This window comes from Bacillus sp. FSL R10-2780 (genome assembly GCF_038006125.1).
GTDB classification, from domain to species: Bacteria; Bacillota; Bacilli; order Bacillales; family Bacillaceae_G; genus Bacillus_A; species Bacillus_A cereus_U.
Genome location: NZ_JBBOUQ010000001.1, coordinates 638280 through 652733 on the forward strand (window position 1 = coordinate 638280; position 14454 = coordinate 652733).

A 14454-nucleotide genomic window follows, 5' to 3' on the forward strand; every position below is an offset into this window, starting at 1 on the left:
AGTTTATCAAAAAAAGAGGAAAGAGAGAAGGTATTGTAGAAGTATGACTTTGTAACATAAAAAATATTTGTTAAAGGAGGCTGTTTACATGTTTGAGAAAGAGAAAGAAGGGCTTATTGAAGTTCACAACGTATATGAAATCGCACCAGCAGATGGAGCAATTATAGGTATGGCAACGGAAGAAGAAATGGAGATTGCTGCTGAACTAGAGTTACAGTACTATGCCCATTCTCGTTTATTAGAAGCAAATATTCAGTTAGACGGTTCCTCCTATAAAGAGTTACTTCAGGAGTTCCAGGAGTACGAAAGAAAATCAATGAATTTTTGGAGAACAATACATAAACGTTTAGCTGTGCCATGGGCATGGGTACTACGTATTGATGTTGCGAATGGTCCTATATATGTAAGCAATGGGAGTTCGTATTATGAAGAAGTTGATGATGACGAAGAAGACTATGAATAGATAAGTAAGGAAGCAGCTTTAGTTGCTTCCTTTTTTTGTGTGTAAAGATTGAATGACTTGAATGATAATATCTGGTCGATCATTTTCTATTCCGTGATCAGCATGTTCGGCAAGAATATATTTGCTGTTTATTGAGAGGTGTAATTGTTCACGAATAAGTTCTTGCCACATATCTTCAAGTTGTGTAGCTTCTTCTTTTGGCATACCGCCCTCAATCAATTGAGCAATAGAATATTGAGGATCTCTACCGATAACGATTAATGGTATTTCTAATGTTTTATGTTGTTTTTTTATTGAGCGAGCGCAATATTTCCACTCGGACAGTTCAGAAGCTGTCGCTTTATATAATGAAGGAGATGTAGAGAATTTGATATGCTGTTTTGTTGTATTGACGAGCATAGGTTTCAGTTCAGTATAAAGCGCGTCTGCATCCATGTTGGAGTAATTATGATATTTTTGTAGCCAAATATCGTCAGAATCAGTTTGATCAGAAACCGGTAAATGAAGCTCATCTAATCGGTGTAAGTTCATGGAAGTAGAATCAACTAAAATAAGTGCTTTAATTTGGTCCTCATGTAATATCGCAAAATGTTGTGCGCATAAACCTCCATAGGAATGACCGATTAAAATGATTGGCTCGTAAATATCTAGTTCATGTAGTAACACATGTAGTTCTTTTACAACTTGCATTGTTGTACGTGGATTAGTTCCTAGCTCACTTTCTCCGTAACCTGGGCGATGATATGAAATGACTGTAAAGTTTTGTGAAAGCTTTTCTATAATAGGAAGCCAATCATAAAATGAGCATCCCATTCCTGTTTGAATCACTACAGTTTGTTTACTGCTACCTCTCATATATACTTCTACATTTTGTTCAAATATCTCTACTGATCTATTAATAGTAATTCCCCCTAAGCTTGAAATACTTTTTGGCAAGTAAAGACGATACACCAGGCACATATGCCAAAGAGTATAGATGTACTAAGTGAAAAGGAGTTCTTTAAACCGATATAAACAATAAATAATAGTAGTGCAGATGCAGGAAATCCATATAATACGCCTAAAGCGAATTGACTTAACTCTTGTTTACTCCCACCTTCGAAAGAAATCCAAAATAAACTAAGTAAACTAATAAGAGGAAGAGCTGCGATAAAGCCACCAAGTGTACTATAGTATTTAGCAAATTCGGTTACAGCCCCAATAATGAGGGCGGAGACGATGACCTTAACGAGGAAATGCATATTTTGCCTCCTTAGCTAATAACGAAAAGGCTTTTTCTATTAGTTGTTGCTCTTCTTTTGATAACTGTGATTCTAATATTTGTATCTTTTCTTTATCTAGCAAAGTATGCTTTTCTAATGCTTCAATTCCTTCTGCCGTTAATGTAAGGTTCACAACTCTTTCATCTTGTTTATTTCTTTCTTTCATGATAAATCCTTTTTGAATAAGGCGTTTCACGTGTTCAGACGCTGTGTTATGAGATAAACCGAGTTCAGAAGCAACTTTTCCAATTGTTATGTCATTCTCACGAGAAATGATTTGTAAAATGCGAATTGCTTGATGAGAAAGATTGTCTTCATACTCATATCGTAAGTGGTAGTAAATTGTCTCCCAATGTGGATTAATATCTTTCATATTATAAATCCCCCTAACTTTTATATCGTATTATAAGATATATTCGCTTGGTAAGAATTAAAATCCTGTTATTTTCATAATAAATGTTGAAAAAGTTTATTTTTATTGAAATATAAGGTAATCTATGTGTAAAGGTATACATTTAGCAAGAGAGAGGATGATAGCTGTGAATACATTTAAATGGATTAGTCATGAAAAGATGTATGTAGATCAAATACATGTTGAAAAATGTGGTCCTCTTTCAGTCGGCGTATATGGAGGAAATCAAGAGAGTGATGCATATGAAAGAGGAGATGCAGTGCTAGCTTGGTGGGATCCGAAATTAGAATTTGAATTTGTTATGATTTTTGATACACATCATAAAACAAAAAATATACATTATATAATAGAAGCGATTTCAGAAAGAGAAGAACAACTAAAAGAATTATTTTCATATCCAATCCATTTAGCTTTTCATCATACCCATATGTATTTATTAGCGTTATTTACAGATGAGCTATTTATCGAGAAATGTGACCAAGATGATGAGGAACTTGCATGTTTAATTTGTTTACGAAAAGGCGAGTTCTTATATTGGCTATCAGTTGGTGATTGCTTCGCGTATTTATTCCATTCAGAGCAAACGGAAAATGGAAAAGGTAGGCTAAATAAGCGTAAGAACTATGAATATATAGGAAGAAAAAATGTTTTTGCAGCGAATACCCCTTGTTTTACATCAGGGATAAGGGGATTAGAAAAAGGTCAGAATCACATTGTAATGGCAACAGATGGTATTTTAGAATGTGATAAACGAAAGTTTGATGATGATCAATCTTTAGTAGAAATATTACACGACGGAACTTGTTTACAGATTGAGCCTGTATTAACAAATGTACTTCAGTGGAAAGGTAGAGATTGTGCCACTATTATTGGATGGTCCATCGATACTGAAGATAGACAATGTGCCAATTAATAAATGAAAGGGAGTTCAAGGGTTTTTGTCCTTGAACTCTTTTTTGTTAAGCGATATGAATATGATACGTTTTTAACCATTCATTTACTTGTAGCATATACTCCATAGCACTTCTTGCTTCAAAATTGTTAACCACTTTATTACTTTGATCAGCAATTGCAAGTAATATGGAATGGTTAATAAGTGAGAAAACAGGATTGTTTTTATTGCTGCACATATCAAGTGTTAAATTACGGATTGTTTGTAAATAATGTGGATCTTGTGAAGTAGGATAAGCGCTTTTTCTTCTATTTCGCACATCATCAGGTAAAGCAGGTTTCAGTGCTCTACGTAAAATACCTTTTTCAATATTATCAATACTTTTTATGTTGAAAGGAACGTTCCATAAATATTCAACTAATCTAAAATCGCAAAATGGTACACGAACTTCAAACCCTACAGCCATACTCATACGGTCTTTACGGTCAAGTAAGAACGGGAGAAATCTCGTTAAAAATAAATAAAACATTTGGCGTTGTTTCGCTTCTTTTTTACTTTCTCCTTCAAGAGTAGGTACTTCAAGAACAGCTTCATGGAATCGTTTATTAATATAATGCTCAGGATTACATTGAGTTGTTACGCCGCTTAATAATAGAGAAGATGTGTTTTTCCAGTTTGTTAACCACGGAAACTTATCTACATATAATAGTTCTTCTTGATGAAACCAAGGATATCCCCCGAATACTTCATCAGCAGATTCTCCAGATAAAGCTACGGTTGCATCTTTTTTCATTTCGCAAAATAGTAAATATAGTGAAGTTTCCATTTCGCCAGCACTTGGTAAATCTTTTGCACGGAGGGGAACGAATAAGTGATTTGCTAATTCTTCAGCATTCACAATAATATCATGATGCGATGTCCCTACATGTTCAGAAACACGTTTTACCCAAGGAGCGTCTAAACCAGTGCGAGCAAATGTCAGCTCGAAATCTTTTGCGCTATTTACAAAGTCAACGGAATACGTATGAAGTGTTTTATTTTCCGCTGCAAATTCTTTCCCCGCTAGTGCAGTAATACCGCTAGAATCTAATCCGCCTGATAACATACAAACAAGAGGAACATCGGCAATTAATTGTCTTTTTACTGTATCTTGTAAGATAGATAAAATATGTGAAGATGTATCTTCGATAGATTCTTTATGGACCTTACTTTCTAAATTCCAATACTTCTTAACTACCTTTTTATCACGTGTAAAAGATATAAAATGTCCAGCACGTACTTCTTGAATATGTTTAAAGACGCCACATCCTGGAGTTCGAAATAATCCTAATCCAAATATTTCATTTATGCCATCCGCATCAATTTCAGCAGGAACAGATGGGTGAGCTAATAATGCTTTTATTTCAGAGCCGAAAATAATACTGTCATTTCTTTCTGTATAAAAAAGTGGTTTTACCCCTAAATGATCTCGTGCTAAAAACAATTGTTGCTTCTGATCATCCCATATTGCGAAAGCGAAAATTCCATTTAAACGTTGCACGCAGTCTTCTTTCCATTCTAAATAAGCGTGTAGTAACACTTCTGTATCCGAGTGAGTTTCAAAGGCATGCCCACATTTTTGAAGTTGTTCTCTCAGTTCACGAAAATTATAAATTTCTCCATTATAAGTAAGAGCATACGTGTAATCTCCGGCACGAAATGTTTTTGGCTGCGTTCCGCCTTCTGGGTCAATAACAATTAAACGTCGGTGTGCAAAGGCCGCACGAGGAGAAAACCAAAATCCTTCAGCATCAGGACCACGATGCTGAATACTATTTGCCATCTTTTCTAAAATAACATGTTGATTTGAAAGATCCTTCTTCCAATCTATCCAGCCTGTAATTCCACACATACAAATCTCATCTCCTAATTTTAAATAGTAGATTAACGAAATAAAATGTACACCAAGTTAAAGAATGGCTATGTAAATAGTGTACTACGTTAATTAAATTGTAGACTTGAGAAAATTTTCTTCAAATTCAAAGTTATATGAGACAATAGGTAAGGAAAAGTATTCCATTACATACAAAAAATAATAAAAAAGATGAGAGAAAACTTTTTTCTGGACGTTATATAGAGTGTAAAAGCTTTTACAAAAAAATAAGGGGAATCGCTACATGAAATCTAATGAGAAAAATTTTATAAAAAGATTACAGCGACAAAAAGAAGATGCGCTAGAATTTGTTGTCGATACATACTTACCACTCATAAAGGGGATTACGCATAAAGTTCTTCTTCCAGTTCAAAATGATGGACTCATAGAGGAATGTGTAAATGATATATTTCTTTCCATTTGGAATAACGCAAATAAGTTTCATGGAGAGCCGAGTGATTTTAAAAAATGGATTGCAGCGATTGCAAAGTTTAAAGCAATTGATTATTACCGGAAAGCAACTAAAAAAGTAGAAATCATTTCAGATGAGTTTCATATAAGTACGGAAAAATCGGCAGAAGACGAATTAATCGTTATGGAAGATAGGGAAGAATTATTGAAGCTTATTAATCAATTAGAACCGTTAGATCAAAAAGTGTTCATTATGAAATATCTACTCGGTATGAAGACAGAAGAAATAGGTGACAAGTTAGGACTAACTCGAGCGGCGATAGATAATCGTGTGTATCGCGGGAAAAAGAAGCTACAACAAAATGCTACGAATATTAGTTTTGGAGGTAGTGTAATATGAAAGATATTTATGAACTATTAAATGATATTGATATAGATGAAAAAGAACTTGAGGAAATTGAGGCTTCTGAAATTGAAAAAGAAAAAGTGAAGCGTAATTTAAAACAATCTATACGTACGAAGAAAAAGGTGAAAACTTGGAAAAAAGGTGTCGCTGCTGCATCTATTTTAGTAGGATTATCAGTTGCAACGCTTGGTATCGGATTTCCTACATACGCTGGAGGATTGCCAATAGTAGGAGATATATTCCGATTTTTAGATAATGGTAGAACAGGGCTATATGAAAATTATAAAGAGTTTTCGACTGAGTTAAATATGACGAGGGAAAGTAATGGGGTTAAGGTCACAATTAATGATGCTGTTTTTGACGGCAGAACTGTAGCGATAACGTATTCTATTGAAAGTGATAAAGATTTAGGAGAGAACCCGAGCATATTTGGTTTCCCACAGGTGGAAGGCTCTAATGGTTCGGGAGGAAGTTCTAAAATTACGAAAGTAGAGGATAAAAAATATGTAGGTATGACTACAGCAAGTGATCACGGTAGTAAAAGAATGGACGTTGCAAATGTTAGATGGAATATGGAAGCAATTGATATGCACGAGGAAAAAAAATCAATAAAAGGGAATTGGAATTTCGCGCTTTCTTTAAATGCAATGGATAGTAAAGAAATGAAGATTCAAGGAAGTTCTGAAAAAGAAGGCATAAAAGTAAATATAGACAAAATGGAAGTAACCCCTATGTCATTTATCATTTTTTACAATCAAGAAGAATCTAAGACATTAAGAAGTATATGGGATAGTGCAGATGTTGAATTAGAAATAAAAGATGATTTAGGAAATCGATACGTAGGTGAAGGTAATGGTGGAACAAGTACAGTAGCAGAGCCACATAAAAGTAGTTGGAGTACTACGTTCCAAAAACTGAACGAAAATGCAACGAAACTCATTATTACACCTCATGTGAACTTGCGAGTTCATACACCTGAAAATCATGGTGGAGTAGAGTTTGTTGATGGGAAAGAGAAGAAAATTGAAGTGCCGAAAAAAGAGGCGAAAAAGAAAGATATTGTGTTAGATGATATTGTGATTGATTTAAAGAAATAACAAAGAGAGACTGCCTGAAATGAATACATAGGCAGTCTCTTTTTTGTTAAGAATTAGTAACGAGTAACGCATGAGGATGCTGAGTTTTATATTCCTCTTTCCATGGAATGTTTAATTGTTCCCAAGTTTCTCCGCTGTTAACGGATTGAAACAAGCCATTATTATTTAAAGTGTAAAATGTATGCGGTTCTGCTGGGTTTGTAGCAAACATTGAAATGACTGTACCGATTGCAGAAGTTAGTCCTTGCTGTACTTGCTCGAAAGGAGTATCTTTCGTTTTTCGATAAATATAAGATTCATAAGGAATACGGTGATGAGCGAGATCAGCACTCGGTGCGGCAGAAACGAGAATTGTATTACAATCAGCTGGATCGATAGCCATGCTGTATAAATAATGATGTTCAAGTCCTTCACTACATGAAATCCAGCTATTTCCACTGTTATAACTTTCAAGATAGGCACGATCAGGTCCGCCCATAAACCCATCACCACATGATGCATAAAGGCGATTTGGGGCTTCAGGGTGCATGAGTAATTGATGAGCATCGATAGGGGCACCGAATTTTTTATCAATCCATGTATGCCCTTTATCGTTACTTTGAATAACAGCACCAGCTTCGATTGAAACGTGGATTGTATTTGGATTGTTTGGATCAATTGTAATCCAGCGTACGTGATGGGTAAAAGGTCTAGGCGGGAAAGCCCACGTATAAGAAGATAATAATGATTTCATATTTTTAAGTTCAGTCCACGTTACACCGCCATTTTCTGAACGAAATAAAGCACTAGGTTCTGTACCTACATAAACGACTCCATATCTGTTAACTTGTTCATTAGGGCTTATCGTAATGGAAGTGATTGAAGAATGTAAAATACCGTCTTCTTTCGGAAAGTCAAAGTAACGATAAGAATCTCCAATTGGTCTCCATGAATCCCCACCATCATCGCTTAACCATAGACCTCGTCCAAATGTTCCACAATATACACGATTCTTTTGAAATGGATCAACTGCAATACAAGTAGGCTGCATATTTTGTAAGTGGTAAGTCGTTTCGTAGTTACCATCTTGTTCTTTTATTACAACAAGTTCACGCTCCATACAGAGAAATAAACGTTTCATTTAAGTAACCTCCTTAAAAATTCTTTCATTAGTAAACAATATGAAAATAAAAAAGAAGTAGTCTTGTTTTTATTTGAGAAAAAGGACTTGTTTGAAAAGTAGCGAAGTGTGTATACAGAAGGAATCGGGATAAAGTGAAACTTTAATCAGTGGGGGTTTTGTTCATCCCCACTGATTATTAGCCTTCACCAATCGGACGTTAATGCGGGATAAAGGGAGTGAGTTTGTTTCATACTAACATACAGATATTGCACTTAAAGGAGTATTAGTATGGGACATTCACATGATCACGGTCATTCCAAAAATAAAAAGGCGTTACTAATTGCCTTTCTACTAACGACAAGTTTTATGATTGCTGAAGTTATTGGTGGGTTTGTAACGAATAGTTTAGCACTATTATCTGACGCGGGGCATATGTTAAGTGATGCAGTATCTCTCGCTTTAAGCTTACTTGCCTTCAAGCTTGGAGAGAAAACGGCAACGGCTGCAAAAACATACGGGTATAAGCGTGTCGAAATGTTAGCGGCATTATGTAACGGTGTCGTTCTTATTGTCATTTCAGTATATATTTTTATTGAAGCAATTCGTCGTTTTAAAGAACCGGTGGAGATTGCTAGTAATGGGATGCTCATTATTGCTGTACTTGGTTTGCTTATTAATATTTTATCAGCTTGGATATTAATGAGAGGCGGAGATGTGAAAGGGAATTTGAATTTAAGGAGTGCTTTCTTACACGTACTAGGCGATTTATTAGGTTCAGTCGGAGCAATTATTGCTGCGTTACTTATTAAATTTTTTGATTGGAATGCCGCAGATGCGGTTGCTAGTATTCTTGTGTCTATTTTAGTCATTATAAGTGGATGGCGTGTAACACGTGATACAGTTCATATATTAATGGAAGGCGCACCACAGCACATAGATGCTGAAGAGGTGAAAAATACATTATTAAATATTACTATTGTAAAAGAAGTTCATGATTTACATATATGGTCCGTAACATCAGATTTTCAAGTACTAACTTGCCATCTTATTATTAAAGGTAATGAAACGCAAAGTGTATTGAAAGAAGCAACGGATGTATTAAAGGAAAAATTTCATGTAGAACATGTCACCATTCAAGTAGAAATTGAGGGTGAATTTAACCATAATGAGACAACTTGCAAAGTATGAAAGAAAAAGGGTATGAAAAAGTGTCATAACATTTTTCGCGTGGCATACATATATATAATGTGGCCACAAATACTTTGTAAGGTAAATATTTCATAAGATTACTTTACTTATTAAGAATCATCTTTTATAATCAAAAGTGGTAATTGATAAAGATTATCATTTTCAATGATCGTAGAAAGGAGTTTTTTAAAAGATGAGTAGTCAACTCCGTTTTGCTGTTGAAAATCGTAAGAGGCATTTAATTGATGAGTTAATTGGAGCAGGTGTGTTTAAGATTCGCGAACGACAATTATACGAGCTGTCTTTAGAGGAATTGGAAAAAGAGTACGAGCATATTGAAGAATTTGCAGACATTCAGGCATAGCCATATAGAGTAGTAAAGAAAGAGCATGTTACATAAAAGTGTAACATGCTCTTTTTTGATTATGGAAAAATATTGTAGATCGGTTGGTGTTAAAATGCTAGCAAGATTTTTGATTTGATTTTTTTCAGCTGCAGGTAATGCCGCAATCCATCCACCAGCCCCTTGTATTGTAATAAATGATGTGTGTTCTTTTGGGTAAGGGGAAATATAGTAGTACATATGAACTGAGAACAGCAGTGGAAATCTTTGTTGTGGCAAATATTAAAAAAGTTATTATTAGATAGTTTTTTCGAAAGAAATAAAAATACAACATTTTTTATATTTTTCATTGCGAAAAGCGCAATCTACTTTTACAATAGAAAGGGTTGTGAATATATTATACTGAAAAAATAAATCGAAATAATATGAAAATTTTGTTTTGTCTTCGCTAATTGTATACTACATACACGTAAGACGACATACATCATGTTATCGACTTGTAAGGAGAGAAAAAAATGAAAAGTGTAAGATTACCCTCGATGCTAGAAATCATCATTCTTTTATTCCTATTTCTTGCTGTCGTCTTTTCCTTCCAAACGATTTTTGATCTCCCAATTCAATTAGCGCTATTTATTTCATGGTTTTTAGTTATTGCGCTTGGATTAAGGTTAGGATTTCGTTATCAAGAATTGCAAGATGCAATTACGAAAGGGATTTCTAATGGATTAGAAGCAATTCTTATTTTAGTTGCAGTTGGAGCTTTAATTGGAACATGGATTGCTGGTGGGGTTGTACCTACATTAATTTATTATGGATTAGAATTCATTCACCCTAGCATATTCTTATTGGCAACTTTAATTATTTGTTCAATAACTTCTATCGCGACAGGAACATCATGGGGAACAGTTGGAACAGCTGGTATTGCTATGATGGCGATTGGGGAAGGGCTTGGATTACCACTTCCGCTTGTTGCAGGTGCAGTTCTTTCAGGAGCGTATTTTGGAGACAAATTATCACCACTTTCTGATAGCACAGTTCTTGCAGCTTCTATGGCAAAAGTAGATGTTATTGCTCACGTTCGAGCTATGCTCGTATTAGACGTTCCAGCTTTTATTATTACCAGCATTATGTTTACTGTTGCTGGATGGATGTATGGCGGGGATAATGTAGATTTAAATAGAGTAGAGTTTTTAAAAGAAGCTTTATTAAAGCAATTTGATATTAAAATATGGATGCTTGTTCCGGCTGTAATCGTTATTGTGCTATTGGCGCTGAAGAAACCTTCTATGCCAACAATTGCTATGGGAGCTTTAATTGGTGCAATTTGGGCAACTCTTTTCCAAGGGATGCACTTTGGAGAGGCAATTGGAACAGCATATAACGGATTCTCAATTCAATCTGGTGTCGAGTTTGTCGATAAGTTATTAAACCGTGGTGGAATTAACGGTATGCTTAGTTCAGTAGCCGTTATTATTTTCGGCTTAGGTTTTGGTGGACTACTTGAAAAGCTAGGCGTTTTAAAAGTAATCGTATCAAAATTTGAGAAGAAATTAAATTCTGCAGGTAATGTAACATTGTCTACATTAATCGTGGCATTCTTAGCTAATATATTTGGTTGTGCGATGTATGTATCACTTATTTTAACACCGAAAATTATGGAAGATAGCTATGATAAATTAAAAATAGACCGCCGTGTATTAGCGCGTAACTCAGAAGTAGGTGGAACGTTAACTTCTGGTATGGTTCCGTGGTCGGATAATGGTATTTTTATGGCTGGTATTTTAGGTGTAGCAACATTCTCATACGTTCCGTTTATGTGGTTAAGCTTCGTTTCATTAATTTTGGCAGTTATTTACGGATATACAGGAAAATTCATTTGGTATGTAGATGACGCTGAAAAAGGAAAACAAGCATCATAAAAAAATACCTTCTGCGGTGGCAGAAGGTATTTTTTTTATACATACGAGTGAGAATTCTTATCATTTGAATGAAAGTCTGTTAAAATGAGAAATGTAGGTATTTTATTTTCAAGGGGATGAAAAAATGGAGTACAGAATTGAAAGAGATACATTAGGAGAAATGAAAGTTCCAGCTGATAAATTATGGGCAGCACAAACACAGCGTAGTAAGGAAAATTTTCCGATTGGAACAGAGCATATGCCGCTTGAAATTGTAAAAGCATTTGCGATTTTAAAGAAGAGTGCAGCGATTAGCAATCAAAAATTAGGGAAGTTATCAGAAGAAAAAGCACAAGCAATTGCGGAAGCTGCTGATGAAGTTATCGCAGAAAAATGGAATGAACATTTTCCACTTGTCGTATGGCAAACAGGTAGTGGTACACAATCGAATATGAATGTAAATGAAGTAATTGCAAACCGCGGTAATCAAATTTTGAAAGAAAAGGGATCTGACGTACATATTCATCCGAATGATGACGTGAACATGTCTCAAAGTTCAAATGATACGTTCCCAACGGCACTTCATGTAGCGTGTGTAATTGCGGTAGAAAATCATGTATTACCAGCTATTACGAAATTAAAAGAAACATTAGCAGAAAAAGTAACTGCATTTGAACATATTATTAAAATCGGTCGTACGCATTTACAAGATGCAACACCGTTAACGTTAGGACAAGAAATTAGCGGATGGCACCGTATGCTTGAAAAAACAGAGCGTATGATTGCAGATAGCAATACATATATGAAAGAATTAGCAATTGGTGGTACTGCGGTTGGAACTGGAATTAATGCGCACCCTAAATTTGGTGAGATGGTAGCAGAAGAAATTAGTCTGTTTACAGGTAAACAATTTGTTTCTGCACCAAATAAATTCCATGCGTTAACGAGCCATGATGAAGTTGTATTTGCACACGGAGCATTAAAAGCATTAGCTGCTGATTTAATGAAGATTGCTAACGATGTGCGTTGGCTTGCAAGTGGTCCGCGTAGTGGTCTTGGGGAAATTATTATTCCTGCAAATGAACCAGGAAGCTCTATTATGCCAGGTAAAGTAAATCCAACGCAAAGCGAAGCGCTAACAATGGTTGTAGCACAAGTTATGGGAAATGACACAACAATCGGATTTGCTGCGAGCCAAGGTAATTTTGAGCTAAACGTATTCAAACCAGTTATCGCTTACAACTTCCTGCAATCTGCTCACTTATTAGCTGATGCAACCGTTTCATTTAATGATAAATGTGCAGTTGGTATTGAAGCAGATGAAGAAGTAATTAATGAAAATGTAAATCGTTCATTAATGCTTGTAACCGCACTAAACCCACATATCGGGTATGAAAATGCCGCGAAAATTGCAAAGTATGCCCATAAAGATGGATTAACTTTAAAAGAAGCAGCACTGCAATCGGGATTACTAACAGAAGAGCAATTTGATGAGATTGTAGATCCGAAAAAAATGATCGCTCCGAAAGAATAATAGAAGAGGCCAAGGTTCTTAGTTTAGAATCTTGGCTTTTTTATCGCATATTAATTTTTAATTCCTTGTGGAAAAGTAAATACGCATAAAGGGTCATATTTTTTACTAATTTTTCTTAATTTGTTCGCGTGTGTTCCGTAATAAGCGTTCATATAATCTTTCAAATCGCTGTATGGGAAATTGACGAATGAGCCTTCTGTTATGGATTCTATATAGTCAAATCGTTTTTCTAACCATTGGGAGTTATCCTTTTTAAAGATTGGATCTTCCCATATAGATTGAATGCCGATAATATAATGTGCATCACGGTAATAAAAAGCGGTCGCATCTTTATCTACATCCTGAACTTTTCCTCCAAGTGGATAGAGGCTTAAAGCTGCAAAAATACTGCCGGAAGCTCTATCTTCAATAAGACTAATAATTTTTTCGACTTCTTCCTCGTTATATTGTTTATGAACGAATCGACCTGTAGATTTAAATTGTTCATACGGTGGATATGAAGATTGTACAATGTCCATTGCTTCAGGAAAACTGATATATTGTAAATTCACCTTCACCCCGTTTATATTGACTAAATCTTGTAAAATGAATGCTGCATCTTCAGGGGTACCATAATATAAACCTCGTCCATATATTGCAAGTCCTTCCGCAGCAGAGTTGTATATGCTCGCACCAATTGTCATTTTACTATTTAAATTTACTAGCCAGCTTTGCCATGTGTGAAGAAATTCCTTTTGGATGTCTACTGAAGCGTTAGGCCAATATAGTTCAACGAAAGTAACTTTATCAACTATTGGAGGGAGCTTAAAAGTTAACGAAACAACGATGCCAAAATTTCCGCCACCTGCCCCGCGACAAGCCCAAAATAAGTCTTTGTGGTAAGTTTCATTAGCTGTAATTACTTTACCTTTATAGTCGATTAATTCTAACTCTATTAAATTGTCACAACCAAGGCCGAAATACCTACTAGAATAGCCCCAACCTCCGCCTAAAGTGTATCCACTTACTCCAACAGTTGGACAAGTTCCGCCTGGAAATGGATAACCTTTTGAAGAGATAAAGTCATAGATTTGTTTATTTTGAACACCACCTTGAATGACTAATGTATTTTTATGTTCATTAAGCTGCATACAGTTCATTTTACTTATATCAATTACGAGGACGTTGTTTCCGGCAGAATATCCTTCATAATGGTGTCCACCAGAACGAATGCGAATAGAAATTTCATTTTTTCTCGCCCAAATAATCGCATTACTAACATCCCATTTCGTAAAACAATAAATGATAGCTAAAGGAAACTTTTGAATAGCTCGATTCCATTCTTGTCTAGCTTCTTCATACTCACAATCATATCTTGTAATAATTTCACCTGTTAATCCTTCATAACTTAACTCATACATAATAAGCACCTTTCATTCATTTTGTGTAGAAGTTTACTTTTTTAGAAATAGTGTATGTTCGTATCGTTTGTTTGTGATGGAGGGGTAGTATCTTTATGTAATAAAAAATAGACTAACTATTGGGTAGTTAGCCT

The 14454-nt window shown here is 35.2% G+C and carries 14 protein-coding genes; 8 read left to right on the plus strand and 6 right to left on the minus strand.

From position 1 onward, the window contains the following. Positions 1-88: 88 nt before the first annotated feature. Positions 89-463 (plus strand): hypothetical protein, encoded by a 375-nt coding sequence (locus NSQ47_RS03415; RefSeq protein ID WP_341036109.1) that lies wholly within the window; start codon positions 89-91, stop codon positions 461-463. An 18-nt stretch (positions 464-481) separates the two neighbouring features. Here NSQ47_RS03415 and NSQ47_RS03420 read toward each other — a convergent pair whose 3' ends face one another. The 3 genes from NSQ47_RS03420 to NSQ47_RS03430 are packed head-to-tail and all read right to left on the minus strand — an operon-like array spanning position 482 to position 2098. Next, positions 482-1423 (minus strand): alpha/beta fold hydrolase, encoded by a 942-nt coding sequence (locus NSQ47_RS03420; RefSeq protein ID WP_341036111.1) that lies wholly within the window; start codon positions 1421-1423, stop codon positions 482-484. Then, positions 1375-1704 carry a DUF3147 family protein gene (locus tag NSQ47_RS03425; RefSeq protein ID WP_341036113.1) on the minus strand — a complete coding sequence of 110 codons (330 nt, stop codon included), beginning with the start codon at positions 1702-1704 and terminating at the stop codon, positions 1375-1377. Before NSQ47_RS03425 ends, NSQ47_RS03420 begins: the two co-directional genes overlap by 49 nt. Next, positions 1688-2098, minus strand: a complete 411-nt coding sequence (locus tag NSQ47_RS03430; protein ID WP_088078256.1) for a MarR family winged helix-turn-helix transcriptional regulator — start codon at positions 2096-2098, stop codon at positions 1688-1690. The genes NSQ47_RS03425 and NSQ47_RS03430 overlap by 17 nt, the downstream gene beginning before the upstream one ends. A 124-nt stretch (positions 2099-2222) precedes the next feature. Here NSQ47_RS03430 and NSQ47_RS03435 point away from each other — a divergent pair, with 124 nt between their 5' ends. Next, positions 2223-3050 carry a protein phosphatase 2C domain-containing protein gene (locus tag NSQ47_RS03435; RefSeq protein ID WP_002158443.1) on the plus strand — a complete coding sequence of 276 codons (828 nt, stop codon included), beginning with the start codon at positions 2223-2225 and terminating at the stop codon, positions 3048-3050. Positions 3051-3096: 46 nt separating this feature from the next. On the opposite strand, the gene asnB is transcribed toward NSQ47_RS03435, so the two are convergent. Continuing rightward, the gene (gene asnB / locus NSQ47_RS03440) at positions 3097-4920 is read right to left on the minus strand and encodes an asparagine synthase (glutamine-hydrolyzing) (RefSeq protein ID WP_341036115.1); all 1824 of its coding nucleotides are present in this window, start codon (positions 4918-4920) and stop codon (positions 3097-3099) included. Positions 4921-5185: 265 nt separating this feature from the next. On the opposite strand from asnB, the gene NSQ47_RS03445 reads away from it, so the two are divergent. Together NSQ47_RS03445 and NSQ47_RS03450 are read left to right on the plus strand one after the other, a co-directional pair. Then, positions 5186-5752, plus strand: a complete 567-nt coding sequence (locus NSQ47_RS03445) for a sigma-70 family RNA polymerase sigma factor (protein ID WP_002200990.1) — start codon at positions 5186-5188, stop codon at positions 5750-5752. Then, positions 5749-6855, plus strand: coding sequence for a DUF4179 domain-containing protein (locus NSQ47_RS03450; RefSeq protein ID WP_341036116.1), 1107 nt, complete (start codon positions 5749-5751; stop codon positions 6853-6855). The genes NSQ47_RS03445 and NSQ47_RS03450 overlap by 4 nt, the downstream gene beginning before the upstream one ends. A gap of 46 nt (positions 6856-6901) precedes the next feature. On the opposite strand, the gene NSQ47_RS03455 is transcribed toward NSQ47_RS03450, so the two are convergent. Further along, positions 6902-7975, minus strand: a complete 1074-nt coding sequence (locus NSQ47_RS03455) for a WD40/YVTN/BNR-like repeat-containing protein (protein WP_341036117.1) — start codon at positions 7973-7975, stop codon at positions 6902-6904. Positions 7976-8245: 270 nt separating this feature from the next. On the opposite strand from NSQ47_RS03455, the gene NSQ47_RS03460 reads away from it, so the two are divergent. The 4 genes from NSQ47_RS03460 (at position 8246) to fumC (ending at position 12920) form a co-directional block, all read left to right on the plus strand. Then, a complete protein-coding gene (locus tag NSQ47_RS03460; protein WP_070139083.1) occupies positions 8246-9145 on the plus strand; it encodes a cation diffusion facilitator family transporter in 900 nt (299 codons plus the stop codon). Between the two features lie 193 nt (positions 9146-9338). Further along, positions 9339-9509, plus strand: a complete 171-nt coding sequence (gene fbpA, locus NSQ47_RS03465; RefSeq protein ID WP_002158436.1) for a Fur-regulated basic protein FbpA — start codon at positions 9339-9341, stop codon at positions 9507-9509. A 494-nt stretch (positions 9510-10003) separates the two neighbouring features. Next, a complete protein-coding gene (gene nhaC, locus NSQ47_RS03470) occupies positions 10004-11407 on the plus strand; it encodes a Na+/H+ antiporter NhaC (protein WP_002202491.1) in 1404 nt (467 codons plus the stop codon). A 124-nt stretch (positions 11408-11531) separates the two neighbouring features. Then, positions 11532-12920, plus strand: a complete 1389-nt coding sequence (gene fumC, locus NSQ47_RS03475; RefSeq protein ID WP_341036121.1) for a class II fumarate hydratase — start codon at positions 11532-11534, stop codon at positions 12918-12920. Positions 12921-12970: 50 nt separating this feature from the next. On the opposite strand, the gene NSQ47_RS03480 is transcribed toward fumC, so the two are convergent. Next, a complete protein-coding gene (locus tag NSQ47_RS03480) occupies positions 12971-14320 on the minus strand; it encodes an FAD-dependent oxidoreductase (protein ID WP_341036123.1) in 1350 nt (449 codons plus the stop codon). Between the last annotated feature and the right edge of the window lie 134 nt (positions 14321-14454).